This window comes from Pseudomonas sp. Tof1 (assembly GCF_055390395.1).
On sequence record NZ_AP024344.1, the window covers coordinates 4,082,137 to 4,108,027 of the forward strand.

General features: G+C 63.9%; 24 protein-coding genes and 1 pseudogene. 17 read left to right on the forward strand and 8 right to left on the reverse strand.

What is annotated here, in order from left to right; translation table 11 throughout:
• Positions 1-149: 149 nt before the first annotated feature.
• The 8 genes from ACZ5KU_RS18495 (at position 150) to hpaI (ending at position 7,457) form a co-directional block, all read left to right on the forward strand.
• Entirely contained in the window at positions 150-821 is a 672-nt protein-coding gene (locus ACZ5KU_RS18495; protein WP_464735969.1) for a fumarylacetoacetate hydrolase family protein, read from the forward strand.
• Entirely contained in the window at positions 818-1,585 is a 768-nt protein-coding gene (locus ACZ5KU_RS18500) for a fumarylacetoacetate hydrolase family protein (protein ID WP_054064254.1), read from the forward strand. Before ACZ5KU_RS18495 ends, ACZ5KU_RS18500 begins: the two co-directional genes overlap by 4 nt.
• Before the next feature lie 5 nt (positions 1,586-1,590).
• Positions 1,591-3,051, forward strand: a complete 1,461-nt coding sequence (gene hpaE / locus ACZ5KU_RS18505) for a 5-carboxymethyl-2-hydroxymuconate semialdehyde dehydrogenase (RefSeq protein ID WP_273821031.1) — start codon at positions 1,591-1,593, stop codon at positions 3,049-3,051.
• 80 nt (positions 3,052-3,131) lie between these two features.
• Complete coding sequence (hpaD, locus tag ACZ5KU_RS18510; protein WP_054064255.1) at positions 3,132-4,055, forward strand: 3,4-dihydroxyphenylacetate 2,3-dioxygenase; 924 nt, start codon at positions 3,132-3,134, stop codon at positions 4,053-4,055.
• 15 nt (positions 4,056-4,070) lie between these two features.
• Complete coding sequence (locus tag ACZ5KU_RS18515) at positions 4,071-4,481, forward strand: 5-carboxymethyl-2-hydroxymuconate Delta-isomerase (RefSeq protein WP_054057332.1); 411 nt, start codon at positions 4,071-4,073, stop codon at positions 4,479-4,481.
• Between the two features lie 36 nt (positions 4,482-4,517).
• The gene (locus ACZ5KU_RS18520; protein WP_054064256.1) at positions 4,518-5,825 is read left to right on the forward strand and encodes an MFS transporter; all 1,308 of its coding nucleotides are present in this window, start codon (positions 4,518-4,520) and stop codon (positions 5,823-5,825) included.
• Between the two features lie 14 nt (positions 5,826-5,839).
• Complete coding sequence (gene hpaH / locus ACZ5KU_RS18525; protein ID WP_054057334.1) at positions 5,840-6,643, forward strand: 2-oxo-hept-4-ene-1,7-dioate hydratase; 804 nt, start codon at positions 5,840-5,842, stop codon at positions 6,641-6,643.
• A 16-nt stretch (positions 6,644-6,659) separates the two neighbouring features.
• A complete protein-coding gene (gene hpaI / locus ACZ5KU_RS18530) occupies positions 6,660-7,457 on the forward strand; it encodes a 4-hydroxy-2-oxoheptanedioate aldolase (protein WP_054057335.1) in 798 nt (265 codons plus the stop codon).
• Positions 7,458-7,503: 46 nt separating this feature from the next.
• Here hpaI and vapC read toward each other — a convergent pair.
• Positions 7,504-7,761: pseudogene (gene vapC, locus ACZ5KU_RS18535) on the reverse strand (tRNA(fMet)-specific endonuclease VapC); the annotation flags it as partial.
• 179 nt (positions 7,762-7,940) lie between these two features.
• On the opposite strand from vapC, the gene ACZ5KU_RS18540 reads away from it, so the two are divergent.
• Positions 7,941-8,690 carry a substrate-binding periplasmic protein gene (locus tag ACZ5KU_RS18540; protein ID WP_054057337.1) on the forward strand — a complete coding sequence of 250 codons (750 nt, stop codon included), beginning with the start codon at positions 7,941-7,943 and terminating at the stop codon, positions 8,688-8,690.
• A gap of 88 nt (positions 8,691-8,778) precedes the next feature.
• Positions 8,779-10,002 (forward strand): DUF1444 domain-containing protein, encoded by a 1,224-nt coding sequence (locus ACZ5KU_RS18545; RefSeq protein WP_054057338.1) that lies wholly within the window; start codon positions 8,779-8,781, stop codon positions 10,000-10,002.
• Positions 10,003-10,032: 30 nt separating this feature from the next.
• On the opposite strand, the gene ACZ5KU_RS18550 is transcribed toward ACZ5KU_RS18545, so the two are convergent.
• A complete protein-coding gene (locus ACZ5KU_RS18550) occupies positions 10,033-11,166 on the reverse strand; it encodes an alanine racemase (RefSeq protein ID WP_054064257.1) in 1,134 nt (377 codons plus the stop codon).
• Positions 11,167-11,261: 95 nt separating this feature from the next.
• On the opposite strand from ACZ5KU_RS18550, the gene ACZ5KU_RS18555 reads away from it, so the two are divergent.
• A complete protein-coding gene (locus ACZ5KU_RS18555) occupies positions 11,262-12,167 on the forward strand; it encodes a LysR family transcriptional regulator (RefSeq protein ID WP_464735970.1) in 906 nt (301 codons plus the stop codon).
• A 118-nt stretch (positions 12,168-12,285) separates the two neighbouring features.
• On the opposite strand, the gene ACZ5KU_RS18560 is transcribed toward ACZ5KU_RS18555, so the two are convergent.
• From ACZ5KU_RS18560 to ACZ5KU_RS18570, 3 genes are all read right to left on the reverse strand, one after another.
• Positions 12,286-14,571 (reverse strand): sialidase family protein, encoded by a 2,286-nt coding sequence (locus ACZ5KU_RS18560; RefSeq protein WP_464735971.1) that lies wholly within the window; start codon positions 14,569-14,571, stop codon positions 12,286-12,288.
• A 366-nt stretch (positions 14,572-14,937) separates the two neighbouring features.
• Entirely contained in the window at positions 14,938-15,987 is a 1,050-nt protein-coding gene (locus tag ACZ5KU_RS18565; protein ID WP_464735972.1) for a nucleoside hydrolase, read from the reverse strand.
• A 147-nt stretch (positions 15,988-16,134) separates the two neighbouring features.
• On the reverse strand, positions 16,135-16,272 hold the full coding sequence (locus ACZ5KU_RS18570) for a PA0050 family protein (RefSeq protein ID WP_017904532.1): 138 nt from the start codon (positions 16,270-16,272) through the stop codon (positions 16,135-16,137).
• 551 nt (positions 16,273-16,823) lie between these two features.
• On the opposite strand from ACZ5KU_RS18570, the gene ACZ5KU_RS18575 reads away from it, so the two are divergent.
• On the forward strand, positions 16,824-18,179 hold the full coding sequence (locus ACZ5KU_RS18575) for a hypothetical protein (RefSeq protein ID WP_464735973.1): 1,356 nt from the start codon (positions 16,824-16,826) through the stop codon (positions 18,177-18,179).
• Between the two features lie 94 nt (positions 18,180-18,273).
• Here ACZ5KU_RS18575 and ACZ5KU_RS18580 read toward each other — a convergent pair whose 3' ends face one another.
• Both ACZ5KU_RS18580 and ACZ5KU_RS18585 read right to left on the reverse strand, forming a co-directional pair.
• On the reverse strand, positions 18,274-18,924 hold the full coding sequence (locus ACZ5KU_RS18580) for a hypothetical protein (protein WP_464735974.1): 651 nt from the start codon (positions 18,922-18,924) through the stop codon (positions 18,274-18,276).
• A 27-nt stretch (positions 18,925-18,951) separates the two neighbouring features.
• Positions 18,952-19,380 carry a hypothetical protein gene (locus ACZ5KU_RS18585; protein WP_054064259.1) on the reverse strand — a complete coding sequence of 143 codons (429 nt, stop codon included), beginning with the start codon at positions 19,378-19,380 and terminating at the stop codon, positions 18,952-18,954.
• 179 nt (positions 19,381-19,559) lie between these two features.
• Here ACZ5KU_RS18585 and ACZ5KU_RS18590 point away from each other — a divergent pair, with 179 nt between their 5' ends.
• On the forward strand, positions 19,560-20,507 hold the full coding sequence (locus tag ACZ5KU_RS18590) for an AraC family transcriptional regulator (protein ID WP_464737419.1): 948 nt from the start codon (positions 19,560-19,562) through the stop codon (positions 20,505-20,507).
• 332 nt (positions 20,508-20,839) lie between these two features.
• Here ACZ5KU_RS18590 and ACZ5KU_RS18595 read toward each other — a convergent pair whose 3' ends face one another.
• Positions 20,840-21,451 carry a glutathione S-transferase gene (locus ACZ5KU_RS18595; protein ID WP_464735975.1) on the reverse strand — a complete coding sequence of 204 codons (612 nt, stop codon included), beginning with the start codon at positions 21,449-21,451 and terminating at the stop codon, positions 20,840-20,842.
• A gap of 107 nt (positions 21,452-21,558) precedes the next feature.
• On the opposite strand from ACZ5KU_RS18595, the gene ACZ5KU_RS18600 reads away from it, so the two are divergent.
• The 4 genes from ACZ5KU_RS18600 to ACZ5KU_RS18615 all read left to right on the forward strand — a co-directional run bounded on the left by ACZ5KU_RS18600 (position 21,559) and on the right by ACZ5KU_RS18615 (position 25,881).
• The gene (locus ACZ5KU_RS18600; RefSeq protein WP_464735976.1) at positions 21,559-22,473 is read left to right on the forward strand and encodes a LysR substrate-binding domain-containing protein; all 915 of its coding nucleotides are present in this window, start codon (positions 21,559-21,561) and stop codon (positions 22,471-22,473) included.
• Positions 22,474-22,724: 251 nt separating this feature from the next.
• Positions 22,725-23,687, forward strand: a complete 963-nt coding sequence (locus ACZ5KU_RS18605) for a helix-turn-helix transcriptional regulator (RefSeq protein WP_054057348.1) — start codon at positions 22,725-22,727, stop codon at positions 23,685-23,687.
• 112 nt (positions 23,688-23,799) lie between these two features.
• Positions 23,800-24,681 carry a transporter gene (locus ACZ5KU_RS18610; protein WP_054057349.1) on the forward strand — a complete coding sequence of 294 codons (882 nt, stop codon included), beginning with the start codon at positions 23,800-23,802 and terminating at the stop codon, positions 24,679-24,681.
• 21 nt (positions 24,682-24,702) lie between these two features.
• Positions 24,703-25,881 carry an MFS transporter gene (locus tag ACZ5KU_RS18615; RefSeq protein WP_464735977.1) on the forward strand — a complete coding sequence of 393 codons (1,179 nt, stop codon included), beginning with the start codon at positions 24,703-24,705 and terminating at the stop codon, positions 25,879-25,881.
• Positions 25,882-25,891: the final 10 nt, after the last annotated feature.

Genomic DNA, 25,891 nt, shown 5'->3' on the forward strand with positions numbered 1-25,891 from the left:
AATTCCTTGTTGTTATGGCTGCATGCTGCGCGCTTTTACCGGCTTTGAACAGTTGGCCGGACGCAACCTGGCTTGACGATCGTTAACATCTTAATTATAACGTTAACACATTAACAATATCGGGCCCCAGGCCCCTCCAGGAGATCGAGATGCCCCGAAGCCTGTACGACACGGCCCACGGAACGCTGTTCGGCATCGCCCTGAACTACCAAGGCCTGCTCGCCCAGCGCCTGCCCGAGTTCAACGCGGCGCCTTACAAGGAACCACCGGTCAAACCGGTGCTGTTCATCAAGACGCCCAACACCCGCAACCAGCACGACGGTACCGTCGAACATCCCGCCGGCGAGCGCCTGCAGCCGGGCCCGGCCCTGGCCGTGGTGATCGGCAAGCGCGCCAGCCGGGTCAGCGAGGCCCAGGCCCTGGAGCATGTGGCCGGCTACACCATCGCCAACGAATTCAGCCTGCCGGAAGACAGCTACTACCGCCCGGCGGTCAAGGCCAAGTGTCGCGACGGTTTCTGTGCCCTCGGCCCGGTGCTGGTACCGCCCCAGGACGTGCCCAACCCGCAGACGCTGACCATCAAGCTGTGGGTCAACGGCGCAGTCGTGCAGGAAAACACCACCGCCAACCAGGTGCGTGGCGTGGCCAGGCTGATCGCCGAACTGAGCGAGTTCATGACCCTGGATGTCGGCGACGTACTGATCACCGGCACCCCGGAAGGCCGCGTCGATGTGCAGCCGGGGGACCGGGTCGACGTCGAGATCACAGGTCTGGGACGCCTGACCAACCACATCGTCAGCGAACAGGAGCCACGCCCATGAAACACGCCCGTATCCAGTTCGAAGGCGCCGTGCATGCGGTGCTGGTCGACGCTGACCACAGCGTGCGCCTGGAAGACGGCCGCGTGCTCGGCGAGCAGCAGGTCACCTGGCTGCCACCGGCCACCGGCAACATGTTCGCCCTGGGCCTGAACTACGCCGACCACGCACGCGAGCTGGCCTTCACCCCGCCGACCGAGCCTCTGGCGTTCATCAAGTCGCCGGGCACCTACACCGGCCACAACCAGCAGACCTGGCGCCCGGACGGCGTGACCTACATGCACTACGAGTGCGAGCTGGTCGCGGTGATCGGCAAACCGGCGAAGAACGTCAAGCGCGAGGACGCCCTGCAGTACCTGGCCGGCTACACCGTGTGCAACGACTACGCCATCCGCGACTACCTGGAAAACTACTACCGCCCCAACCTGCGGGTGAAGAACCGCGACGCCACCACCCCGGTCGGCCCGTGGATCGTCGATGTCGCCGATGTGCCGGACCCGTCGAACCTGAAACTGCGCACCTGGATCAATGGTGAACTGAAGCAGGAAGGCACCACGGCGGACATGATCTTCGACATCCCGTACCTGATCGAATACTTCTCCAGCTTCATGACCCTGCAGCCGGGCGACATGATCGCCACCGGCACGCCGGAGGGCCTGGCCGACGTGGTGCCGGGCGATGAAGTGGTGGTGGAAGTGGAAGGCGTGGGCCGCCTGGTCAATCGAATCGTCAGTGAAACTGACTTCTTCAAGAACAACAAGGCATGAGCAGCATGATCAAGCACTGGATCAACGGCCGTGAGGTCGAGAGCAAAGACACCTTCATCAACTACAACCCGGCCACCGGCGAAGCGATCGGTGAAGTCGCCAGCGGCGGCGCCGAGGAAGTCGCCCAGGCCGTGGCTGCGGCCAAGGAAGCCTTTCCGAAGTGGGCCAACACCCCGGCCAAGGAACGCGCCCGGCTGATGCGCAAGCTCGGGGAGCTGATCGACCAGAACGTGCCGCATCTGGCCGAGCTGGAGACCCTGGACACCGGCCTGCCGATCCACCAGACCCGGAACGTGCTGATTCCACGCGCCTCGCACAACTTCGATTTCTTCGCCGAAGTCTGCACCCGCATGGATGGCCACACCTACCCGGTCGACGACCAGATGCTCAACTACACCCTGTACCAGCCAGTGGGTGTCTGTGGCCTGGTGTCGCCGTGGAACGTGCCGTTCATGACCGCCACCTGGAAGACCGCGCCCTGCCTGGCGCTGGGCAACACTGCGGTGCTGAAGATGTCCGAGCTGTCGCCGCTGACCGCCAACGAGCTGGGCCGCCTGGCGGTCGAGGCCGGCATTCCCAACGGTGTGCTGAACGTGATCCAGGGCTACGGCGCGACCGCCGGCGACGCGCTGGTGCGTCACCCGGACGTGCGGGCGATCTCCTTCACCGGCGGCACCGCCACCGGCCGGAAGATCATGCAGACCGCGGGCCTGAAGAAGTACTCCATGGAACTGGGCGGCAAGTCGCCCGTGCTGATCTTCGAAGACGCCGATCTGGAACGTGCACTGGACGCCGCGCTGTTCACCATCTTCTCGCTCAACGGCGAGCGTTGCACCGCCGGCAGCCGGATCTTCATCCAGGAAAGCGTCTACCCGCAATTCGTCGCCGAGTTCGCTGCACGGGCCAAACGCCTGATCGTCGGTGACCCGACCGATCCGAAGACCCAGGTCGGCTCGATGATCACCCAGCAGCACTACGACAAGGTCACCGGCTACATCCGCATCGGCATCGAGGAAGGCGCCACCCTGCTCGCCGGTGGCCTGGAGCGCCCGGCCAACCTGCCGGCGCACCTGGCAAAAGGTCAGTTCATCCAGCCGACCGTGTTCGCCGACGTGAACAACAGCATGCGCATCGCCCAGGAAGAGATCTTCGGCCCGGTGGTCTGCCTGATCCCGTTCAAGGACGAAGCCGAAGCGCTCAAGCTGGCCAACGACACCGAGTACGGCCTGGCCTCCTACATCTGGACCCAGGACATCGGCAAGGCTCATCGCCTGGCCCGCGGCATCGAGGCCGGCATGGTGTTCATCAACAGCCAGAACGTGCGCGACCTGCGTCAGCCGTTCGGCGGTGTGAAAGGCTCGGGCACCGGCCGCGAAGGCGGCCAGTACAGCTTCGAGGTGTTCGCCGAGATCAAGAACGTGTGCATCTCCATGGGCAGCCACCACATCCCGCGCTGGGGCGTGTAACTTGATCCTGCTGGAGCCGGCCCGGCCGGCTCCTACCGCCGACGCGGGCCTACAACAACAATCAACTACCGGAGAACCCCATGGGCAAGCTCGCTCTGGCCGCCAAGATCACCCACGTGCCGTCCATGTACCTGTCCGAACTGCCCGGCCCACGCCAGGGCTTCCGCCAGGCCGCCATCGACGGGCATCACGAGATCAGCCGACGCTGCCGCGAACTGGGCGTGGACACCATCGTCGTGTTCGACACCCACTGGCTGGTCAACGCCAACTACCACGTGCTCTGCAGCCCGCACTTCGAGGGCGTCTACACCAGCAACGAGCTGCCGCACTTCATCAGCAACATGCCCTACGCCTTTCCCGGCAACAGTGAACTGGGCAAGCTGCTGGCCGACACCTGCAACCGCTTCGGGGTCGAGACCATGGCCCACCACGCCACCACCCTGGGCCCGGAATACGGCACGCTGGTGCCGATGCGCTACATGAACCAGGACCAGCATTTCAAGGTGGTCTCGGTCTCGGCCCTGTGCACCTCGCACTTCCTCGCCGACAGCGCGCGCCTGGGCTGGGCCATGCGCAAGGCGGTCGAGGACCACTACGACGGTACCGTGGCGTTTCTCGCCAGCGGCTCGCTGTCCCATCGCTTTGCCCAGAACGGCCAGGCGCCGGATTTCGCCACCAAGGTCTGGAGCCCGTTCCTGGAAACCCTGGACAACCGCGTGGTGAAAATGTGGGAAGACGCCGAATGGGCGGACTTCTGCGCGATGCTCCCGGAATACGCCGCCAAGGGCCACGGCGAAGGTTTCATGCATGACACGGCGATGCTGCTCGGTGCACTCGGCTGGTCGGCCTATGACGGCCATGTCGAAGTGCTGACCCCGTACTTCGGCTCCTCCGGCACCGGGCAGATCAACGCCCTGTTCCCGGTCACGCCCCAGGACGGTTCGGCGATCCCCGCCGCCCAGGCCTCCAACCCCGCGTCGGTCGGCCTTGCCAACCGCCTTTGACTCCAGGAGCCGCTCATGCCCCATCTGGTATTGCTCTACACCCCGGACCTTGAGGCCGAGGCCGATATCCCGTCGCTGTGCCGACGCCTGGCCGACACCATGCTCCAGGCCCGCGACGAAAGCGGCAAGGCGGTGTTTCCCACCGGCGGCACCCGGGTGCTGGCCTACCCCGCCGCGCATTGCGCGGTGGCCGACGGCCGGGGTGACTACGGCTTTCTCTACGCCAACCTGCGCATGGGCCAAGGGCGCAGCCGGGCCGTGCACAGTGCGGTCGGCGACAGCCTGCTGGCGGTGCTGAAGGAAGTCCTGGACCCGCTGGTAAAGCGACGACCGATCGGCATCACCCTGCAGATCGACGAAAGCCAGGCCCAGGTCTACGACGGCAAGCACAGCAGCCTGCACCCGCTGTTCAACGGCCGCGCCTGAGCCCATCCCGTCTCATCCCATAAAAAGTACAAGACCATGAGCACGCCCCACTCCGCCTCGACCCTGTGCGCGGCACAGGACCCTGCTGCCAGCGCTCACCGCCAGGTGACCTGGCGACTGATTCCACTGCTGCTGGTGTGCTACCTGTTCGCGCACCTGGACCGGATCAATATCGGCTTCGCCAAGATGCAGATGGCCGCCGACCTGCACCTGAGCGATACGGTCTACGGCCTGGGTGCCGGGCTGTTCTTCATTGCCTACGCGCTGTTCGGCGTGCCGAGCAACCTGGCGCTGGAGCGGATCGGGCCACGGCGCTGGATCGCCACGCTGATGGTGGTGTGGGGCGCGCTGTCGACCAGCATGCTGCTGATCGACAGCAGCGGCGTGTTCTACCTGTTGCGCTTTGCCCTGGGGGCGGCCGAGGCCGGCTTCTTCCCAGGCATTCTGGTGTACCTCAACCGTTGGTATCCGGCCGGGCGCCGGGCGCAGGTGACCGCGCTGTTCGCGATTGCCGTGCCCCTGGCGGGCGTGGTCGGCGGACCGCTGTCCGGTGCCATTCTCAGCCTCATGCACAACACCGCCGGCCTGGCCGGCTGGCAATGGATGTTCCTGCTTGAGGGCGCGCCGGTGATCCTGCTCGGCCTGCTGGTGCTGGCGGTGCTGCCGGAGCATTTCGAAAGCGTGGCCTGGCTCGACGACGGGCAGAAAGCCGCCCTGCGCGAGGCATTCGGCCGCGAGGAACAGCGCAAGGTGGTCACCTCCTTCGCCGGCCTGCTGGCGAACCGGGCGATCTGGCTGCTGGTGGCGATCTATTGCGCGGTGATGCTGGCGGTCAACACCCTGGCGTTCTGGATGCCGAGCCTGATCCATGGCGCCGGCATCGGCAACGACGCCAGCGTCGGCCTGCTCAGCGCACTGCCGTACCTGATCGGCTGCGTGTTCATGCTCGCCTGCGGCCGCTCTTCGGACCGTCGCCGGGAGCGCCGCTGGCACCTGTGCGTGCCGCTGCTGATGGCCGCCTTCGGCATCGCCCTGGCCGGCCTCGCACCGGAGCAGCCGCTACCGGTGATGGCCGGGCTGATCATCGCCGGCATGGGCGCCAGCGCCGCTCTGCCGATGTTCTGGCAACTGCCGCCGGCCTACCTCAATGACCGGACCCAAGGCACCGGCATCGCCCTGATCAGTTCCCTGGGCAGCATCGCCTCGTTCCTCACCCCCTACTTCATCGGCTGGATGCGCGACACCACCCACAGCCCGAGCCTGGCCCTGCACATCCTGGCCCTGTTCATCGTCTTCGGCGGCCTGCTGGTGCTGCGCACCCGGGCCGCCACCGTCAACCCTTGAAAGAGATTGCCTCCATGCTCGACTCCACCTTGATCCAGCAAGCCGCCGCCCGCCTCGACCAGGCCGAACGTTCGCGCGAACAGGTCCGCCAGTTCTCGCTCGACCACCCCGGCATCACCATCGAGGACGCCTACGCGATCCAGCGCGCCTGGGTCGCGAAAAAGATCGAAGGCGGCCGCAAGCTGGTCGGCCACAAGATCGGCCTGACCTCGCGTGCCATGCAGGTGTCGTCGAACATCACCGAGCCGGACTACGGCGCGTTGCTCGACGACATGTTCTTCGACGAAGGCAGCGACATTCCCTTCGAGCGCTTCATCGTCCCGCGGGTCGAAGTGGAGCTGGCGTTCATCCTCGGCAAGCCGCTCAAGGGCCCCAACTGCACAGTGTTCGACGTGCTCGACGCCACCGAGTGGGTGATCCCCGCCCTGGAAATCATCGATGCGCGCATCCAGCAGATCGACCCGCAGACCAAGGCCACGCGCAAGGTCTTCGACACCATCTCCGACAACGCCGCCAACGCCGGCGTGGTCATGGGTGGCCGCGCCGTACGACCGACCGACATCGATCTGCGCAAGGTGCCGGCGGTGCTGTACCGCAATGGCGTGATCGAGGAATCCGGCGTCAGCGCCGCGGTGCTCAACCACCCGGCCAAGGGCGTGGCGTGGCTGGCGAACAAGCTGGCACCGTACGACGTCACTCTGCTGCCTGGACAGATCATCCTCGGTGGCTCGTTCACCCGTCCGGTCGCCGCCAACCCTGGCGATACCTTCCACGTCGACTACGACCTGCTCGGCAGCATCGCCTGCCGCTTCGTCTGAACCGGAGGACACGCTCATGCTGATCAATACCTTCAAGGCTCGCCTCAAAGCCAGGGAGCCACAGATCGGCCTCTGGCTGGGGCTGGCCGATGCCTACTGCGCGGAACTGGCGGCCAATGCCGGTTTCGACTGGCTGCTGATCGACGGCGAACACGCCCCGAACGACCTGCGCAGCCTGCTCGGCCAGTTGCAGGCGATGGCGCCCTACCCGTCACAGCCGATCATCCGCCCGGTCATCGGCGACACCGCGCTGATCAAGCAGGTGCTGGACATCGGCGCGCAGACCCTGCTGGTGCCGATGGTCGAGACCGCGGAGCAGGCACGGGAACTGGTCCGCGCCATCAGCTACCCGCCCAAGGGCATTCGCGGCGTGGGCAGCGCCCTGGCCCGGGCCTCGCGCTGGAACACGCTGCCCGGCTACCTGGACAAGGCCGATGAGCAGATGTGCCTGCTGGTGCAGATCGAGAACCGCGAGGGCCTGGCCAACCTCGACGAAATCGCTGCGGTCGAGGGCGTGGACGGGGTGTTCATCGGCCCGGCCGACCTGTCGGCGTCGATGGGCCATCGCGGCAATCCGGGCCATCCGCAAGTGCAGGCGGCGATCGAGGATGCCATCCTGCGGGTGGGCAAGGCTGGCAAGGCGGCGGGGATTCTGAGTGCGGACGAGACACTGGCTCGACGCTACCTGGCACTGGGCGCACTGTTCGTCGCGGTGGGCGTCGACACCACGGTGCTGATGCGTGGATTGCAGACGCTGGCGGCGCGTTTCAAGGAAACCGGACAACCCGCAACGTCGGGGGGTGGGGTCTACTGACTGTTGGTTTTCCGAGGGTGGTGCCAGTAACACCACCCAACCCGACTCAAATGGCGTTGTTAGTGACGACAATAAGTCCCTGGGAGCGGGCATGCCCTGCAATCATCTGGTCATAGGGACCAATGGGCTGTCCAACCCTGGCCAACTCTGCACGAAGCTGGCCAGTGTGTACCGCTGCGGCCTGATCATAAGCCAGCACCTCCAGGCGTGCTGCAAAGCCCTCGACATCAGCCAGGTTGCGCTCAGGGTTCGAGGATTTTTCAGCGCCGTAGATCAGCTCCATCAACGTGACAGTGCTGATGCACGAGCACCTCACCCCTAACGATTGCCACACACTTTGCCGTATAGCCCTTCCTCCAGCCTTAACAGAATTGAACATCCGCAGCCCATGAGAACCGTTCTCAGGGGTTTAGTGTCTATACTCACGCTAGCCGTTGAACCATACCCTTCCTTGATCACCCCACAGCTCACCAGGCCCAAGACGTGAAGTATTCGGTACTTGTTGCAGTGCTGTTCTGCCTGCTGCCCGGCACTCCCGCCAGGGCCGAGCACTATCAGGTCGTCACCGAGGAGTGGGCGCCGTACAACTATCTGGAGAACGGCCAACTCACCGGCATGGCCACGGAGGTGGTACGGGGCATCATGGCAATGACCGGCGACGAGTTCGACATGATGATGGTGCCCAGCATGCGCGCCACCCGTTCCTTGCAGAACCAGCCCAGGACCATCATGTATTCGCTGTTTCGCACGGCGGAGCGCGAGCCCTTGTACAAATGGGTCGGGCCCATCGCGGAGGAATCCATTCATCCCTACCAGTTGGCCAATACGCGGCAGCCGGTGACTACCCTGGAGCAACTGATGCAGGCTCCACGCATCACCACCCGGCATGCCGGCCTGATCCCCGACACCCTGCAGGCGCAGGGCTTCCAGAACCTCGAGAAAAGCGCCACCGGGAGCCAGCAGCTCTATCGCATGCTGCTGGCCGGACGCACCGAGATCGTCGTCGGCGACACCGATGCCGGCGTGGCCTACTACTGCCGCCAGTTGGGCATCGAGCCCGGCACACTGCGGCAGGTTCCCATCGAGCTGTACCGGTCCTCACTCTACATCGCCTTCAGCCTCGACTCCGACGACCAGGTGGTCGCCAACTGGGCTCGCGCACTGGAACACATGCGTCAGTCAGGCGAGCTGGAGCGCATCCAGAATCGCTACAGGGCGGCTGCCGGGCCGTGAGCGGCACACGGCGCTGCGTGCAGGTGCTTTACCCCCGCCCTGTTCACCCCGCACCATAACGCCTTCGCACTCAAGGAGAACGTCGCGCATGTTCGGCACCCTACTCGGCAAACTCTTCAATCGCCCGCTGACCGAAGAAGAGTTCGCCCGGAAGTTCATCCAGGCCGCTCGTCAGGCCGGCTATGGCGACCACCTCGAATACGTGCCCGATGAGTTTCGGCTGCTGCACGGCAACGGTGGCTACTTCAACCTTCACAACGCGTTTCGCGACTACCAGAAGGCTGAGAAGCCGAAGAAGGCCGCCGTACTCGACGGCTACGTGGCCACGCTGCTCAACACCAAGAGCAAGACCCCGCAAACCTTCGCACAGGTCCGCCCCGCGCTGCGGCCGGTCATTCGCAACCTCGGCATGCTGGATGAAGTGCGCCTGCATCATGTTCGCAGCGAAGGCTGGGCAGCCCCCTACACGGTGGTCCACCGCGCCCTGGGCAAGGACTGCGTGATGCTGCTGGCGGTCGATTCCCCCGAATCCACGGCCACCTTGACCAAGGGGCCGGAGGAAAGCTGGGGCGTGACCTTCGACGAAGCCTTGTCGAGCGCGGTGCAGAACCTGCGGGAAACGACGCCGGAGGCCTTCGAACCCATCATCCCGGGGCTGTATCTGGGTCGCTGGGGCGACGGTTACGACATCAGCCGGGTGCTGCTGCCGGATGTCCTGCAGCGTGCCCCGATCAAGGGCCGCCCGGTGTTCATGATCCCCACCAACGACGTGCTGATGGTGACCGGCGACAAGGACGAGCAAGGCATGGCCCAGATGGTCGAGGTCAGCTTCAAGGCGATGGAAAACGGCCGGGCCGTCTCCAGCCAGATCTACACCTACCAGGAGCAGGACATCGTCCCCTTCCAGGCCGGGAACGAAGCGCTCAAGGCGCGTCTTGCCACCCTGGAACACCTGCTGCTGCAGGGTACCTACCACACGCAGAAGGAACTGCTCGACAAGATCCATGAAGAGCAGCAGGAAGACGTGTTCGTGGCCTCCTACATGCTCTACCAGCGCTCGGAGGACGACAGCCGGACCTTCTCGATGTGCAGTTGGACACAGAGCGTCGACAGCCTGCTGCCCCAGACCGACCGGGTGGTCCTGGTCGAGCCGCAGGAGGATGGCAGCGCCCGGACCCAGGTGTTCGCATGGGATGAGCTGGTGCCCAGGGTCGCAACGCTGCTGACACCGGCCAGTGTCTATCCTCCGCGCTATCGCACGACCGGCTTTCCCACCAGCGAGCAGTTACAGGAACTGACGCCGCTGGGTTGATGCCAGCGAGTGCGTGGCCCGCCGGGCCGATCACCAACCGTGCAAGCGTCCCCACCGCCGCAGGCTCCCGTCCTCTTCCAGGGCCTCATAGCCGGGGAACTGGGCACCCGTGGCGCAGGCATGGTTCGGCAGGATGCGCAAACGGGTACCGATCGGGTAGCGCTCCAGCACATCGCACTCGACCGACTCATGGGACGCGACGCCGTGCTCCTGGTTGGTACTGCTCAGCAGCAGGCCTTCGATAGGCGTCCCATCAGCGGCACAGACCTGCCCATAGCCAAAGTCCCGGGCCTGGGACTGGGTACCACGGTCGCGACTCATGGCCATCCACCCCGAGTCGGTGATGATCCAACCCTTCTGCGGCTGATGACCGATGACGGTGGTCAACACACTCAACGCCAGCTCAGGCATCGCGCAGACCCCGATGTTGAGCATCACCAGATCGAAGAACACATAGACACCCGCACGCAGTTCGGTGACACCCGCCAGATCCGCGGCACTCAATGCCGTCGGCGTGGACCCCACACTCACCTCGGGGCATGGCAACCCTGCCGCGCGAATGGCTTGTGCCGCCGCCACGCACTCGCGACGCTCGACTTCGGCCAGGGCCTGCAAGGCCTGCGGGGTGTCGAGCTTGTAGCTTTCGCCGGCATGGGTCAGAACCCCAACCAGAGTCACGCCGCCGTCGTGCAGGACCTTGGCGATCTCTATCAGCAACGGATCGTCGCTGCGCACTCCCGAGCGATGATGATCGCTGTCGATTTCGATGTAGACCTCGAAGCTGGCGCGGTGGCTACGGGCAAAGTCCACCATGGCCTGGGCGCCCAGCACGCTGTCGGTGATGATTTTCAGCGAGCAGCCCCGACGGCGAAGTGCCCAGGCCTGGTCGAGCTTGCTCGGGGCCATGGCCACGGCGTAGAGAATGTCCGTGATGCCGTCCGCGAAAAAGGCCTCGGCCTCCCTGAGCGTCGACACGGTAATCCCGCTGGCTCCGGCAGCGATCTGTGCCCGAGCCACCTGCAGACACTTGGAGGTTTTGACGTGAGGCCGCAAACGCACACCCAGCCTGTCCGCCCGGGCCTGCATGCGCGCAATGTTGCGGTGCATGCGGGCGACATCGATGATCGCGGCGGGGGTGTTCAGGGTTTCGAGCGACGCACTCATGGCTGATCTCCAGGGGGATGGTGAGCGCTGAAAACTAATACAGACACCCCATTCCCTGGTTAACGTCCCATTATCCATACGTTAAGCTCAGCTACATGATCAGCATCCCCGACCTGCAGTTGATGACCACCCTCGCCCGCTCCAGATCGCTGAGCGAGGCGGCTCGCCATCTGCAGGTGACTGCGCCAGCACTCTCGATGCGCCTGCGCAAGCTCGAGGCGGACCTGGGAGTACGTCTGGCGAACCGGGATGCCCGCTGCCTGAGGCTGACCGAGGAAGGTGAGCGGCTGGCGCAGGAAGGCCTGCAGTTGCTGCGGCAACTGGAGGAGTTGTCCGATTCGATGGTGTCACCCGACGGGGGACTGAGGGGCCACCTCAAACTGGCAGCCCCTTTCGGGTTCGGTCGCTTGCGCATCGCCCCCATCATCGCGCGCTTTGCCAAATTGCACCCGCGGCTCAGGCTCGAACTCGATCTGCGCGAAGCACCCTGGGCGGCTCGACACAACTGCGATGCCGTGATCCATATCGGCCCCATCAGCGACAGCTCGTGGACGGCGCAGACCCTGGCCAGCAACGAGCGCTGGCTCTGCGCTTCCCCCGGCTACCTGAAGCAGTACGGTGTGCCTCGACATCCCGACGAACTGGACCGGCACCGCTGCATTTCGATTCGGGAAAACCATGAACCGGCGACGGTCTGGCAACTGCGCAAAGGGCAGCTTCAGGCAACCCTGCCTATCACACCGGCGATGGTGACCAACGATGGCGGCGTGGCCCGTCGCTGGGCGGAACAGGATCTGGGGCTGGTGCTCAGATCGCAGTGGGATGTCGCCGAATCCCTGGCCAGCGGGTCATTGCTGCGGGTGCTGGCCGACTGGCAGTTCGAGTCCGCACCGATCCTGTTGCTGGTGCCAACGCGCAAGCAGCGTTCTGGCAAACTGCAAGCCCTGTGCAGCTTTCTCGGCGACTCGCTGCGTACGCCTGGCGGATCTGCGGACAGATAAGTCGGCATCACCCAGGCCACCGGCCGGTGGCACTGTACAGGACGCCCGGAGGGTTTAAGGCCCATGATGCCCTGGCCGTGGCCATCCCCTCACCCACAAGGGATGGCCCGGCCTTGGCTTACTGGGCCGCGCCCCGGTCCTTGACGCTCAGCGAGTACTTCAGGGCCCGCTGCTGCTGGACACGTACATCCGGCAGGCCAATGGTTTCCGGGTTGGCGAAACCGGTGGGGGTACCGGAGCCAGCCGGAATATTGATGGCATCGAACAGGAAGCTGAAACCCTGCTTCAGTGCAGACTGGGCCACACCGTGACAGCCCATGCAACCGCCCATGGTCAGGCTCTGGCTGCTGTGGTCATAGTCCGGCACCTTGATGTTGGCCACGTTGCGCATGTTGGTCAGGGTGTTGTTCTGCGGAACCGGGAAAATGTTGGTCCCCCGAAACAGCTGAATCCCCGGCTGGCTGCTCTCGACCATGATGTTGGCCAGGTAGTAGTCCGGGTCAGTCTCGTTGCTCGACGGGATGGCCTGCACGCCCTTGAGCCGGTAGTGCTTCCAGACTGAATTGCCGAACTGGCCACTGGCGTCCATCAGCTGCCTGACCTGCTCGTTCACTGCGGCGACTTCAGCATGGGTGGTCTGCGGCTGCACCACCGTGATCGGACCGGCCTGTCCCTTGGGAATCCCGTTGCTGCCGGAGTAGATCGGCGGCGTATGCTTCGCATCGGCCAGGTAACCCTTGGGCAAGGTCACCCGGTGAATGCCCTTGCCGTCCGAGAAGGTCGCCACCGGCGGCGGCGTGTCATCCGGCGGCGAGGCGTAGGCGATCCTGTCGTAGTTGGCGATGTAGTAGAGCCCGGTCGGCGAGTTGTCGGGCAGGTTCAGCGCATCTTCATGCTCGAAGGTGGCGAAGATGAAAGTCGGGTAGTTGGGCGTCTTGTGGATGATGTGCAAGGCGACCAGTGCGTACTCCTCGTTATAGGCCACCGGTTTGCTGTCATCGCCGTGGTAGGTCACCACGGTTGCCGTGTGGTAGCGCGAACGCTGCCCCACCGGGATGTCCGCCAGCTTGCGCCAGGCGGCCTTGACTTCCACGGCACCGTTGGGCAGGACGATGTGATCCGGGTAGCTCCTGAGGCTCTTCGCATACTCGTAGACCACCGGGTTGGCCTTGGCCTCGAACAGGATCTGGCTGTCGTTCGAAGGCGCGTAATCGTTCCCCTTCATCGCCGCCTTCGGCGGATTGACCGGGAAAAATATCGCGTTCTGCCCGATCTGGGTCGCCTCATCGAGGTTGTTGTAATGGGCATAGCTGGCCCCCGGCGCCAACGGCGCCCCATCGGGGAACTGGACGTAGCTGTACTGCGGGCTGGAGCCGAACGGACGGGTTGGGCCGCCGACAGCGCTCTTGCCTACCGCCGGAAACAGCTCGGTGCGGTGGGCGAAGGTCTGCCACAGCAGGGGGTTGGCCGTTTGGGCGGCCTTGCCCGAATCGGCGAAGCTGCCGTTCGGGTTGCCCACCCCGCGGTTGGCCGGCAACGGGGTGTTGGCGGTGTTGTTCAGGGCGATGAAGCTGCGCCAGGCAAAGGTGGCATAGTCGGTATGGCTGATGCCGGTCGCCAGGTCCGATGGCAATGGTGGGTTGCTGCGGGTCAGGTCGTTTGCGCTGATCGCATAGGACACACCCAGCCCGGAGGGGTAGGCCGAATTGCCGGAGAAGCGCTTGGAGAAGTACGGATGCCAGTTCAACCCATCGGTCGAATAGAACGTGGTGGAACTGCTGCTGATGAACACCCGATCGTCAATCATCGCGGCGCTGTTCAGAAACCCCTTGAGCCCACCCTGGCCGGCAATCCCCTGCAGGTCACGCCGGGCGCCCCACTGGCCAGCCCGGTCGTAGGTACGCGCGAACGTGGCGCCATTTTCAAAGGCGTAGTAAGCCCACAACTGGCCGTTGTAGACCACCGGGACCATCGTCAGAATCGAATCGGCGGTCTCCTGGAAGGCCAGGCTTTCGCGGCTCCAGGCGATCCCGTCGCGGGAGCTGACCGAGTACACGGCCTTGCCCGAGTTCTCGCTGTACAGCACGAACAACTTGCCATTATACACCACAGGCTTATTGGTGACGGCAGTGTGATTCGTATCGATCGGCTGAGCCGTGGACCAGGCCGTTCCATCCTCGGAACTGACGGTTTTGAGCCGCCTCTGGGCGTCGGTGAAGGTCAGTACCAGCTTCTGGTTGAAGGCACTGACGGAGACATTGCCCAGTACACTGCCCACGTCGATGGCTTGCGCCCTGGACCAGTTGCGCCCATCGGGCGAACTGGAGAAGTAGACATGTTTCTGGTCATAGTTGTTCGACCAGAACATATACACCTTGCCCTTGAACGAATTGACTGAAGGCACGAAATAGGCCGGCAGCGTAAATCTGACGGTACTCGAAAAGGCAGGCGTGCCACTGGCGGCGTCGGGTTTATCGAAAACATCGACTGCAATGCCGACACCCTGTTGCGGTGTCGCCACAATGAAATTTTCCGCATGGATCGAAAAGGTCGCCAATAAACCACACAGGCACACGATCGAGCGGCCAAGCACCGTTCTGAGGTTCATGTTTTCACTCCGTTGAAGTGACCGCTGCTCCAGGCCGTGGAGTGTCCTGAAGCAACAGCATTTCCATTGTCTGCAAGAGGGGGATGGGCAACGCAGGGTCAGACTCGACGAGACCGGTGCTCCCTGGCGTTGCCGTTTGTGGGGCCACGCAGCCCCTGACGATCATCGCGTGTTTTCTACCGTGGCCTCGGTCGATCGACCTGCGAGAGTGGCCAGATACAGCGACAGGACAAACCCGCTGGCGGCGTCCAGAGCAACGTCGACCGCAGACTTGGCTTCGTCCGGGATCAGTTGCCCGCTGGTGTCCTGCTCCTCGTTCAGTTCCTGCTCCACCCGCAGCTTGTAGGGCTTGAATGTGATCAGTTGCGGATCGGTGATGGCGACGGCCGCCAGCGGGTCCCAGAAATACAGGTAGTTGCCGATGCCGTGGACGATGGTCGAGCTGCCCAGCACCTGGGTGAGAAACTGTGCGACCGGATCTTTGATCTGCGAGAGCTGGCGCACGAAATCCTGGGTGATGGGAATATCATTGGACGCATTGAGCGCCACCAGTTGCACGGGAATCCCGCTGTCGAAGACCAGTTGGGCGCCCAGTGGGTCCAGGAAGATGTTCCATTCGGCCACCTCGTTGGTGTAGTACGGCGTAGACCCCAGCGCGTCCTTGATGTTGCCGCCCGCACCGGGCTTGACGTACTGCGGCAGCAGGTTGCCGCCCATCACCACGATGCGCTCGACCTTGCTGCGCAAGAGTTTCTGCAAGACCGCGTCCGTCCTGGCCTGCCGGAACAGGTGGCCCCAGGTCGTGCCGCCGCCGATCAGCAGCACGGTGAACTTGTGGTCAGCGCTTTCCAGGGTTTCCCTGATGAACTCGACCGCGCCGGTGCGCGTCGGGTTGGCATTCTTGCGGGGAAATGCGGCGTCGTAATGTTTATCCGCCGCCTGGCGTGTATCGAAGGCAAAGGTGTTGCTATACAGCAGCGGACGCTGGAAGCCCGCCACGACCGGCGTCTGCTCGATGGTCTTGTCATTGAACAGCGTGAGGAAGTTGCTGATATTTTCCACGCCGTGACTCAGGTGAACAGCCCCCACTCCGGTCACGGTGATGCCGTCAACCTTGATCGCATGGTGCTTGAGCAAATACGAGATGGCCATGTAGTCGTCGAAATCGACATCGGTATCCACGAGCACATGTGTAAGCGGTTGCGCAGACATATCCTTAGCCCTCCTGGCTAAATAACGCATTCAAGTCCGGTTCCAATACAAAACGATCCTGCTGCCCAAGCGTTCGGATGGCCTGTGGTGACTTGATCAGAGAATCCTTGACGGACCCGGCGCACCGGATCCGCCATGCGACCTACCTCAAGGGCATTCGCAAGTCGACGGACCGAACACCGGTCCGCTGCACGGATCCTTGGACGGGCCGAACACCGGGCAGGCGGCTTGGGCAGTCAGAGAGACGCCACAGAGCAGGAACACGGCCAACAGTACTTTCTTCATTTGCAACTTCCTAAGGTTAATAATCGAACGTTCCCTGTCCCTGGTCGAGGGTACAGTCGGTCTTGACGGGCACTCACAGACGGTCGGTTCCAGCACCGCCTGACTCGCCGACGAGCCGTCGGCCCCGAAGAGTTAAGATCAGCCAAGTCGAACGCGCCAGTGTGGTGGAGAGCCGCAGACTCGATCGGAGAATCCCCGGCAATCGAAAGCCCGCTATTTTTCATCCCGGGCATGGCACTTTTGCGGAAGTCGCCTACACCTGTAGCAAGGAAGAACGGCACGCGATCGACAAGGAGTCGATAGGCAATTTCCTCTCGCATCCGTTGCGCACACTCCGTCTCCCCTTTTTTCCGCCTTTCCGGCAGTTGCCGGGGATGGCACTCGTTTGTCCGGCGCCGCCGAGGAGGTGAACTGCCCCAGACCCTGCTGACCCGTGAAGCCCGTCTCGATGGCCAAACCGAGACCCAGACCAAGAAAAAAAGGAAAGCCCGGCTGAGCACGAGCACAGACTCGAAACGTGCCCGGCGTATTCCCCATCAAGGAGATAATCGATGAACCAGCACCAGACAACACTCACAGGATTCGCGGTGGCGGCCGCCTTGTTCAGCGTCGCGGCACAGGCCGGAACCTACCCCGACTACGGCTATGCGCCGCCGGACAGCTACACCGGCCCCAAATTCGTGCTCAGTCAGAACTACCCCACCCAGCCGCCGACCGGCTCGCCACCGGCGTTCTTCAAGAAACTGCCGGCCAAGCCGGACAACAACTTCGAAACCTGGCGCGTCTACATGAACGAGGTGAAGAACTACTGCCTGGAGGGCAACATCGAGGTCAATTGGGACGTGCAGAAGAACAAGGTGCGCCAGTGGTACCACATGCCGTGGCAGCACTATGGTCCGCTGGGGCGTGAGGGCATCCATGGCCTGACCAAGGAAGCGCAGATCCAGGTCAAGCAACTGGCACCGACGCAGACCGCCACCGGCCAGACCTATGCCGTGGGCATTTACAACGACATCGGCGCCTACACCGTCGGCCAGGTCTGGAAAGACCCGCAGAACCCCGACCCGAGCTACACCTCGCAACCCAACAGCTTCCCCAACGGGACAGTGGTGTGCAAGGCGCTGTTCGCCGACATCGATCGCAGCACCGTGCCATTTCTGGCCAACCCGGTCCTGTGGCAGGCATACATCACCGATACCTTCAAGTCGACCAACCGTGTGGTCCGCGACGTCGCGCTGATCCAGATGGACATCGCCGTGCGCGACACGCGCATGAAAGACACCGGCTGGATCTTCGGCACCTTCCAGTACAACGGGGCCAAGACCGGCAAGGCCGGCTGGGACAACCTGGTACCGGTGGGGATCATGTGGGGCAACGATCCGCAACAGACAGGCGATGACTTCACCAACAAGCAGCCGACCGTCACCAAGATCAACACCGCGCTGAAACAGACCGCCATCAACGCCAACACCCAGGAGCTGCCACCGACCCACCTGGGCTGGAACGGGCGCCTCAATGGCCCGGTGGACAACCCCGTCAGTTCCTGCCAGAGCTGCCACATGACGGCCGAGTCACCGCAAGTTGCGCTCATGAACCCGACGTTCCAGAGTCCGGACAAGGTGCCACCGGTGGGCTCGCCTGAATGGATGAAGTGGTTCCAGAACATCCAGGCCGGTCATCCGTTCACGCCAGGCACCCAGAGCACGGACTTCAGCCTGCAGATGTCCAATGGGTTGGCGAACTTCTACGAGTGGAAATGCGCCATGGGCGGGATCTACGCCAACGGCGGCAATGCCTGCACGAAAGTGGCCAGTCCGAAGCTGAAAATGCTCAAGTCCGGCAGCGCGCCTCAACTGCCATTGCAGCGCGTGATTCGCGACCCGAGCCTGGAACAACTGCTCGAGTAACGGTGACCCGGCTCCGGGCAGGGGTTGCCCGGAGCCGGGCTTGATTCAGCAAGCATTCACGCGGTTGGCACGAGTCGAAGCCGTGCCCGCTTTCTCAACCGTTGCGCTGCAACGCATCCAGTTCCTGCTGAGCATGTGCGGCCTGCCAATAGGCATTGAGCAGCGCGTCGATCTCGTCGCAGTCCAGCTTGCGGCCATTGCTCATCAGCCCTGCCGAATGAATGCGGATGTGCGGTTCCGGTTTCTTCAACGCCATGGCCTGGTTGCCGAACAACTGCCGAACGGCACGGTGGGTCGGCAGTGGGCTGCCGGGACGCAGGGTCAGCTTCTGCAGCGTCACCAGGCCCTCGTCCTTGACGAAGATGTCAACGACGTCCGCCAGGTTGACCGGCGCACTGAGGGTGTCGACGAACAACTGGCGACGGGTCAGGCGCATGAACGCGTGTTGACCGGCGTTGCGGTGCTGCCAGGTGACCAGCAGGAAAAGCAGGGCCAGGAACCCGCCACAGACCATCAGGCCGGTCTTGCCATGATGCACGCCCAGGGCCAGCATGCCCAGCGCAATCACCGTGAACAGCGGGCCGAGCAACTTGTAGCGGCCGGTGTTGGTGAACTCGGACTGCTCGGGTACACGCTCGATCACCTGCTTGAGTTCGGCGATCGTCTGCTCGCGCTGGGTGGCGCTGAAGCGGTCGTACTCACCGCCGAGACTGGCCGACAGGTCGGGTTGTTGAGGATTGGTCATCGGAGTCTCGCTCTCTTGGCTCATCACTTACTGCTTCTTGAGGTATTCGGTGAGAAACGCCTGAGCATCGCCGCGGCTGGACAGGTTCTCGTCATAGCCGACGGTCAGGGCTTTGGACTCGCCCGGCAGATACAGCTCGCCCCAGCCTTCCTGGAGGATCAGCACGACGAACTTCTGGCCATCGACGGTGGTGGAATAGCGGGTGTCCTTCGCGGTTTTCTCCACATTCATTTTCTGGATGCGCAGGTTCCAGTCATGGTCCACGTCTTCCACTTGTACCAGCGCCTGGTTATCGCTGCGCTCACCGATACGCAGGGTCCAGACCTTGACGCCTTGCTGGCCGGAATAGGCCAGGACCTTGTCCGCCACCGGCGGGCGTTCCTCGGCCTGGGCGAAGCCGGCCAGCAGGGCCAGCGTGGTGACGAACAGCAGCGCCCACTTGCGAAAATCGAGCATCGTTCAGGTTCCTTGAAGGTGGGAGGGGCGACTATTGAAGTCCGCCCCCGGCGTACTGCCAACCGCCATGGCCGCCACCCACAACAATCACGCCGTCGATCACAAGCGCTGACGCCGTGCCCGTGATCGCGTTAACATTTGTGACCATGTAGCCAAGTTTTCATGGAAACGCCGTGTCGATGGAACGCTGGAACGCCTATCTGGATACACAATTCTGCTTCGACCGCCCCGCCTCGCTGGCCCACACCGGCGTGCTCGATCCCGCGATCGGCCAGGTGCTGGGCAGCGCCAGCGGTCACTATCGTGCACGGACCGTGCGCCCGCACCTGCAGTACTTCGACTGCGACCTGCAGTTCCCCGAGCCCCTGCGCATCGACAAGGTACTGCCCGGCAGCCTGTGCATCGTCCAGGTGCTGCACGGGCAGTGGCAGCATCGGGTCGACGGCCGGCTCAACCAGTACACCACCGGCGCGCCCCATACGCTGGGACTGAGCGAAAGCATGGAGGCGGTGGACCAGTTGCCGGCCGGCAGCCATGCGCGCATGGCCGGGCTACGGATCGCCGGTGACTACCTGCGGGAACTGGCCGAAGAGGATTCAACCTTGCAACCCTTGCTCGGGCTGCTCGACAAGGGCATGCAGTTCTCGGCGCTCAATCGTTGCCGGGCACTGGGGAGTCTGCTGGAGCGGCTTTATCATTCGCCGTACGAAGGTGCGCTGGAACGCCTGCACCAGGAGAGCCTCAGTTTGGCGGTGCTGGTGGAACTGGCGGCGCATCTCAAGGGCCAGGTGGCCAAGCAGGCACCAGCGGTACGCGGGCATCGGGACCTGGCGCATGAGGCACGCCGACAATTGGATGCTCATCTGCTCGACCCGCCTGGCAGCCTGGCTTTGGCGCAGCAGTTGGGAGTCGGCGAAACCACCTTGCGACGAGCGTTCGGGCAGGTGTTCGGGCAGTCGATGCTGGAGTATGTGCGGCAGCAGCGGATGGAGTTGGCGCGGACGTTGTTGCAGCAGAAGAAATGGCAGGTGGCGCAGATTGCGTATCGGTTGGGGTACGCCAATCCGGCGAATTTCAATCATGCGTACAAGGCGTATTTTGGTTATGCGCCGGGGGCGGAGGGATGACGGAGCTGTTCGAGTAACGACGCGGGCAACCCCCCATCGAGCGTTATGCCCAAGTGAGCTGAACTGCCGCTCCCTTGGCTGCTCGCACCAGGCCTGAACAACTTGCCCTCCTCAACGCCGCCAGACCCGCCCTTCCCCACTGACTACCCAAGCCAACGCTATGCAGGCGACTGATCGAGCCAATGCGCCTGCCCTGCCAGAAAATGCCGCGTCTCTTTGCCCTGCTACTGACCCAGGCTGATCGTTTTGTCGACTTATAAGATCGACACGGACACCACGCACCGGCAGATCGAGTCTGTGGATCTCTGGGAGGATATCTCCGCCAGCCAGAACTACTGCACTGGGTAGCGCTTGAACAGCTCGGTCTGCTCCAGGCGCTGCGTGTGTGCATGAAAGGCCGGAAAGTCCTCCAGTCTGATGAGGTCGGGTAGCATCAGCTCGATGAACGACCCCGCCACCGCCGTAGAGAGCGCGGCCTGATCCGGCCGCCCGCTTGAATCCCGTGCCATCGATGCGATTTGCTGATCCAGCGCCCGGCAGGCGGCAACCAGTTGACCGATGACACGATCGATCCACGGCTGGTGCTGCTTTTCGGCCGGGCGCAACTTGCGCTCGTAGACCAGTTGAACCGCCTTCTCGCAGGCGGCCAATGCCAGGCCGGTGGTGCGCAATGCACTGGCGAGCGCCTGAGGCTGCCGGGGCCACAAGCCATGGTCGTGAGCCTGGGACGCTTCGAGGTAATCGATGATCAGCGAGGAGTCCATCAGCACCGTGCCGTCGTCGAGTACCAGCGTCGGCGCCTTGACTACCGGATTGATCGCGGCGAAGGCATCGAATTGGCTGAAGACCGACAGCGACGCATGCTCGAACTCGACACCGAGCAGGTCAAGCGAGATGGCAACGCGGCGCACGTAAGGTGAATCCAGCATACCCAGTAGTTTCACGATTCCAGCTCCTTGCATCAGGGGTTATTTCACTCCCACTTACACTACCTGACTGAAAATCGGCGTAATATCGGTAAATACTGTCACTTTTGGTAAGCCTGACTTACATGTTCGATATCCCTCCCACGAGTTGCCTGCGCAGCTTCGAGGCCGTGGCCCGCCTGGGCAGCGTGACCGCGGCCGCCAGGGAACTGCACGTCACCCATTCGGCGGTCAGCCAGCAGATCAAACTGCTGGAAGAGACCCTGGGCGTCACCTTGCTGGCTCGTGAGGGTCGCGGGGTGCGGGTCACCGAGGATGCACGGCTGTACGCCCTGCAGATTCGCGAAGCCCTCGGCCACATCGTTGAAGCCACGCGCTCGGTCAAAACCCAGCCCGCCGCCAGCGAACTGGTCGTGGCCGTCGTACCCTCGTTCGGCGCCCACTGGCTGGTACCCCGATTGCCCGGGTTCCAGGCCTTGCACCCGGACGTGAATGTCCGTCTGCAGGCGAGCCTGGCGGTGTCCCGCTCGCCCAAGGAAAACATGGACATCGGCATTCGCATGGGCCGTGGCGACTGGGAGGGCGTGCAGAGCCGCCTGCTGTTCCAGGATGAGTCGGTCGTGGTGGCCGCCCCGCATTTCAATGGCGGGCGCCTTCCAGGAACACCCGCAGAAATCGTCGACAGCCCGATCATCTTCAGCATGGAGTCCTGGCAGCCGTGGTGCCAGGCCGCGGGCCTGGATATCGAGGCGCCTCGAAGAGGCCTGCGCAGCAATGACTCCAACCTCGTCCTGCGCGCCGTGACACTGGGCCAGGGGATCGCCCTGGAGCGTCGCAGCCTGGTGCATGACGCCATCCAGCGGGGAGAACTGGTGCAGTTGTCCGAGCATGTCGTGCCGTATCCCTACCCCTACTGGCTGGTACAACCTCTGCAGTCGCGCTCGGCAGCACGGCGAGATGCCTTTGCAGCGTGGCTGCTGGCAGAGGCCGAGCAGTACATGGCGTCAGCGGGTACAGCCTCCTCCATGGGCGAATCATAAAGAAAGCCATTTGGGTAATGACTTCCCTCAAAACCACCCGCCACGTTTTTTTAGAGCGGCCAGTCGGGCCTGTCGTCGATCCCCAGGGCCGGCGCACGACACCCTGGGGGTTCCGCATCCTGCATCTGTAGGATAGCCATCCCCATCCCCCGGCGGATACTGCCCCACTGGCCCTGCCCACGCCGTCCCCGGCGTCTGGTCCAACCGATCGCGTGCCAATAAAAATAACAGGTCGCACCGAGGTACCGCCCATGAGCAGCCCTACCGGCAACATGCTGCTGAGCCTATTCAGCAGCGCCCTTCTGGATATCCAGCGCCTGGCCAATGACCGGAGCGTCGAGCACTTTCATGACGCGATGCTGGCCCGGTTGCAGGGGCTGGTCTCCTTCGACAAGGCCTGGTGGGGGCGCGCCGCCCTGATTGACGGCATGCTTGAAGAGCACCGCAATCACCTGTTTCACCTGCCCGCGGACTACCTGCAGGACTGGCGTTGCATCCACGAGGATGACATCACCCTTGCCATGACCCACTCGCACCCGGGCCAGGCCGTGATCATCGACATGCACAGCACTGAAGGGTTGCGCTGGCTGGGAGCGCGGCACAGCATCCAGGAGCTGCTGTGCGTGATGGTCATCGACCCGCTGACACAACTGAGTGAACACCTGGCGCTGTACCGCAGCCCTGGCCAGCCGCGCTTCAGCGACACCGACCGGCTGCTGCTGGACCACGTGATGCCGCACCTGGCGGCGGCCATTTCCGCCAACCAGATCCGCACCCTGATCGCCCAGCGCGAGAGCCTCGACTCCCCGCACAACCTGGCCCTGGCCGTGTGTGATCGCAAAGGCACCCTGCAGTGCGCCGAACGCGGCTTCATCGAGCGCTGGCTGGGCTGCTTTGCCGACTGGAGCGGGCCGAACCTGCCCATTGCCATCACCGAGGGCGAACAGACACTGGGCACGCTGCAACTGAGCATTTCCCGCACCGGAGACCTGTTCGTGCTCGCGGCCCGTCCGCGCACGCCACTGCAACGCTTGAGCCCACGGGAGTACGACGTCGCCCAGGGCTTCGGCGAAGGCAAGACCTACAAGGAAGTGGCCCGCGAGCTGGGCCTGGCGCCGAACACCGTGCGCCATCACATACGCACGATCTATACGAAGCTCGGGGTCAAGGACAAGGCGCGCATCGCCCAGTTGCTGCGCGCCACACCCGACTGACCACCCGGCCACGCCTTCCATGCTGAGCAATCCTGCCGCCCCACCGGCGGCCTGGGCGCCCTCATGCCTGAAATCTGCCCTTCCCCTCTCCCGACAGAAGTGAGCCTGATCGATGAAATCGCCCCACGCACCCGGCTTTACCGCAGCACTGGCACTGACCACCGCCCTTGGTTCGACGGGCACCCAGGCCGCCGACCTCAACGCCCGCGACTTCGTCAGCGCTCCCGTGGGCACGACCCTGGGCGTCTTCTACCTGCCCATGACCCGCGACAATGACTACCACGGCCGCGCCAACAGCACCGGCCGGGCGGACCTGAACGTCAACGCCCTGGCCTGGCGCCAGCTGATCTTCACCGACATCTGCGGCACCTTGTGCACGCCGCAGTTCATCGTACCGTTCGCCGACATCGACGCCCGCCTGCCCGGCGCCACCTCGCGCAGCCACGAGAGCGGGTTCGGCGATCCACAGGTCGGCGGCACCCTGTACCTGATCAACAACCCGGCCAGCCGCACCTACAGCGGCTTCCTGAGCCTGATCAGCCTGCCGGTGGGCGAATACCACAGCCAGAACCCGGACGTCTCGCCCGGCGCCAATCGCTGGGCCGGGCACTTCGTCTACAACTTCACCCAGGGCATCGGCGAAAAGTGGCTGCTCGAGGCCAACCTCGAGGCCCAGGTCTACGGCAAGAACGATGACTACTACGGCTCGACGCTCAAGCAGGACCCGCTCTATCGCCTGCAGGCCTTCGCCTCCTACGACTTCACCCCCGCCACCTACGGCGCACTGCGCCTGATCCACGCCGACGGCGGGGAACTGCGCCTCAATGACAACCGCCTGGCCGACACCCACCAGCGCTACACCCAGGTCGGCTTCGAGCTGGGCCACTGGTTCGACAAGCGGAACCAGGGGCTGCTGGCCCTGACCCGCAATGTCGACACCGACAACGGCTACCACGGCAGTCAGGCGCTGCTGCGTCTGGTCCATGTGTTTTAACCCGCACCGGAGCGTTCCTTCATGAGCCTTTCCATCGATAACACTCAGGTATCCGCCCCGGCAATCACCCGCCAACGGCCCCTGATGATCGCCCTGGTGGTGCTGGCGGCCATCACCCCTTCCCTGCTGATGACGGCCCCGGCCGTGGCGGCGCAGCTCGCCAGCCAGTGGGGACTGGCACCGGCCCGGATCGGCAACCTGTTCATGGCCGAGCTGGGCGCCATGAGCCTGGCGACAGTGCCCGCCTTCTGGTGGCTCAAGCGGGTCGACCTGCGCAAGGCCGGGTTGCTCGCCGGTGCCCTGTTCGTCGTCGGCAACCTGCTCTCGGCGCTGGTCAGCGACTACTCCCTGCTGATGCTGATGCGCATCACCGCGGGCCTGGGCGGCGGGTCGCTGATGATCCTGTGCATGGTCAGTGCCGCCCTGATGGGCAATGGCAGCCGCGTGTATGGCTTCTGGGTGCTGGGACAACTGGTCCTCGGCGCCATCGGTCTGCAGGTACTGCCCCTGCTGTTTGCCCGCCATGGCCTGGCGGCCTGCTACCTGAGCCTCGCCGCCCTGATGGCCGTGGCCTTGCCCCTGGTGCGCACCTTCCCGATTGCCCTCAGCAGCGCCGCGGATCAGCCCCGGGCACCGATCGCCAAGGGCCGCGCGCTCCTGGGGATCCTGGCCATCCTGTGCTTCTACGTGAGCCTGAGCGGCGTCTGGACCTTCATCGGCGGCATCGCCAGCCATGCCTCGATCAGCCCCCAGGACAGCGGCCAGATCCTGGCCATCGCCACCCTGATGGGCATCGTCGGCGCGGCGTGCACCGCCCTGATCGGTGGCCGCCTGCCGCGTACCCCGCTGCTGATCCTGGGTTACGCACTGATGCTCGGCGCCGTGCTGCTCCTGCAGAACGAACCGGCCGCCCTGCGCTTCGCCTGCGCGGCGCTGATCTTCAAGTTCACCTGGACCTTCGTCCTGCCGCTGATCCTGGCCTGCCTGGCCGAACTCGACCCCAGCGGCCGGCTGATGAACCTCAGCAACCTGGTGATCGGCGCCGGCCTGGCCATCGGCCCCGGGATCGCCGGGCACCTGATCCAGGCCAGCGGCGACTACCGCACCACACTCCTGGGCGCGGCGGCCCTGACGCTGCTGTCGCTGCTGTTGATCCTCGCGGGCCGGCGCCCAGGTGCCGCTGCTACAGTACACCCTTGAAAGAGACCGA

What these genes read in the sequence shown, in the direction of transcription:
- hpaI (WP_054057335.1), top strand. Translation starts at nt 6,660, where the DNA reads ATGCTGATCAATACCTTCAAGGCTCGCCTCAAAGCCAGGGAGCCACAG.
- ACZ5KU_RS18575 (WP_464735973.1), top strand. Translation starts at nt 16,824, where the DNA reads ATGAACCAGCACCAGACAACACTCACAGGATTCGCGGTGGCGGCCGCC.
- ACZ5KU_RS18580 (WP_464735974.1), bottom strand. Translation starts at nt 18,924, where the DNA reads ATGACCAATCCTCAACAACCCGACCTGTCGGCCAGTCTCGGCGGTGAG.
- ACZ5KU_RS18550 (WP_054064257.1), bottom strand. Translation starts at nt 11,166, where the DNA reads ATGAGTGCGTCGCTCGAAACCCTGAACACCCCCGCCGCGATCATCGAT.
- hpaD (WP_054064255.1), top strand. Translation starts at nt 3,132, where the DNA reads ATGGGCAAGCTCGCTCTGGCCGCCAAGATCACCCACGTGCCGTCCATG.
- hpaH (WP_054057334.1), top strand. Translation starts at nt 5,840, where the DNA reads ATGCTCGACTCCACCTTGATCCAGCAAGCCGCCGCCCGCCTCGACCAG.
- ACZ5KU_RS18610 (WP_054057349.1), top strand. Translation starts at nt 23,800, where the DNA reads ATGAAATCGCCCCACGCACCCGGCTTTACCGCAGCACTGGCACTGACC.
- hpaE (WP_273821031.1), top strand. Translation starts at nt 1,591, where the DNA reads ATGATCAAGCACTGGATCAACGGCCGTGAGGTCGAGAGCAAAGACACC.
- ACZ5KU_RS18555 (WP_464735970.1), top strand. Translation starts at nt 11,262, where the DNA reads ATGATCAGCATCCCCGACCTGCAGTTGATGACCACCCTCGCCCGCTCC.
- ACZ5KU_RS18585 (WP_054064259.1), bottom strand. Translation starts at nt 19,380, where the DNA reads ATGCTCGATTTTCGCAAGTGGGCGCTGCTGTTCGTCACCACGCTGGCC.
- ACZ5KU_RS18590 (WP_464737419.1), top strand. Translation starts at nt 19,560, where the DNA reads ATGGAACGCTGGAACGCCTATCTGGATACACAATTCTGCTTCGACCGC.
- ACZ5KU_RS18545 (WP_054057338.1), top strand. Translation starts at nt 8,779, where the DNA reads ATGTTCGGCACCCTACTCGGCAAACTCTTCAATCGCCCGCTGACCGAA.
- ACZ5KU_RS18605 (WP_054057348.1), top strand. Translation starts at nt 22,725, where the DNA reads ATGAGCAGCCCTACCGGCAACATGCTGCTGAGCCTATTCAGCAGCGCC.
- ACZ5KU_RS18615 (WP_464735977.1), top strand. Translation starts at nt 24,703, where the DNA reads ATGAGCCTTTCCATCGATAACACTCAGGTATCCGCCCCGGCAATCACC.
- ACZ5KU_RS18500 (WP_054064254.1), top strand. Translation starts at nt 818, where the DNA reads ATGAAACACGCCCGTATCCAGTTCGAAGGCGCCGTGCATGCGGTGCTG.
- ACZ5KU_RS18515 (WP_054057332.1), top strand. Translation starts at nt 4,071, where the DNA reads ATGCCCCATCTGGTATTGCTCTACACCCCGGACCTTGAGGCCGAGGCC.
- ACZ5KU_RS18570 (WP_017904532.1), bottom strand. Translation starts at nt 16,272, where the DNA reads ATGAAGAAAGTACTGTTGGCCGTGTTCCTGCTCTGTGGCGTCTCTCTG.
- ACZ5KU_RS18600 (WP_464735976.1), top strand. Translation starts at nt 21,559, where the DNA reads ATGTTCGATATCCCTCCCACGAGTTGCCTGCGCAGCTTCGAGGCCGTG.
- ACZ5KU_RS18495 (WP_464735969.1), top strand. Translation starts at nt 150, where the DNA reads ATGCCCCGAAGCCTGTACGACACGGCCCACGGAACGCTGTTCGGCATC.
- ACZ5KU_RS18565 (WP_464735972.1), bottom strand. Translation starts at nt 15,987, where the DNA reads ATGTCTGCGCAACCGCTTACACATGTGCTCGTGGATACCGATGTCGAT.
- ACZ5KU_RS18520 (WP_054064256.1), top strand. Translation starts at nt 4,518, where the DNA reads ATGAGCACGCCCCACTCCGCCTCGACCCTGTGCGCGGCACAGGACCCT.